Origin of the sequence: Bacillus bingmayongensis (genome assembly GCF_000299035.1) — a bacterium.
Lineage (GTDB): Bacteria > Bacillota > Bacilli > Bacillales > Bacillaceae_G > Bacillus_A > Bacillus_A bingmayongensis.
Window position 1 is genome coordinate 1 of the sequence record NZ_AKCS01000081.1, and the last position, 805, is coordinate 805.

1 protein-coding gene is annotated in these 805 nt (G+C 33.8%); it reads right to left on the reverse strand.

The window, feature by feature from the left end; genetic code table 11:
- Positions 1-43: 43 nt before the first annotated feature.
- Positions 44-805, reverse strand: a 762-nt coding sequence (locus Y7E_RS0106910) for a tyrosine-type recombinase/integrase (RefSeq protein ID WP_017150554.1), incomplete at its 5' end; no start/stop codon positions are given.

Consider the following 805-nt stretch of genomic DNA (forward strand, 5'->3'; position numbering starts at 1 on the left):
TTCTACCTGAACATTTTTGATTTGTTTCATGCAATAATTCCTCTCAATTATTTTTATTTATGCTAAATTCGGACTGTGCTTTATTCCAATCTTCTCTAATATCTTCATCCGAAGGATGTAGGTATAGGTTCATTGTTGTTTGAATTTGAGAATGTCCTAATCGTTCTTGTACTTGCTTAATATCCTTTGTTTTCTGGTAGAAAATTGTAGCGTGTGTATGACGAAATAGGTGAGGATGTAGGCTTATCTCTGTTTTCTTTTTTAAACGCTTAAATAGAGACTCAACGTTCCAATATTCCATTGGTTTTCCCACATCTTTTCCTCTCAGTTTTACAAAAACAAAGTTTGAATCCAATTCTAATTCATCAAGCACTTCATACAAGTAATCATCATATAAATCCATTAAGGATGGTGATACATAAATTTCACGTTCTCCTGTTTTTAACATCGCACCGTTTTCTAATTCCCCTCGTTCCACCAAACGAATCCGATGCCCTTTTTTATGGTCATAAACAAAATCCTCCATGAAAAGAGAGAGAGCTTCTCCAATACGCAATCCCGTTTCAAATAACAGCTGAATTAAGAATTTATCTCGTATATTAGTAGTTGCTTGTAATACTTGTTGTACTTGTTCTTTTGTGAGGGTTTCTACTCTTTTGCGTGGTTCTTTTAACTTCAATATGTTTCTGTTTGATGGCTTGTCCCTATTAACATGGTGTAAAAAACTTTTGTAACGTGAGTATCCTCCTGTAAATACTTGCTTCATTAACTTTTCCATCATGTCATTTTGTACTTCTTCATTTCG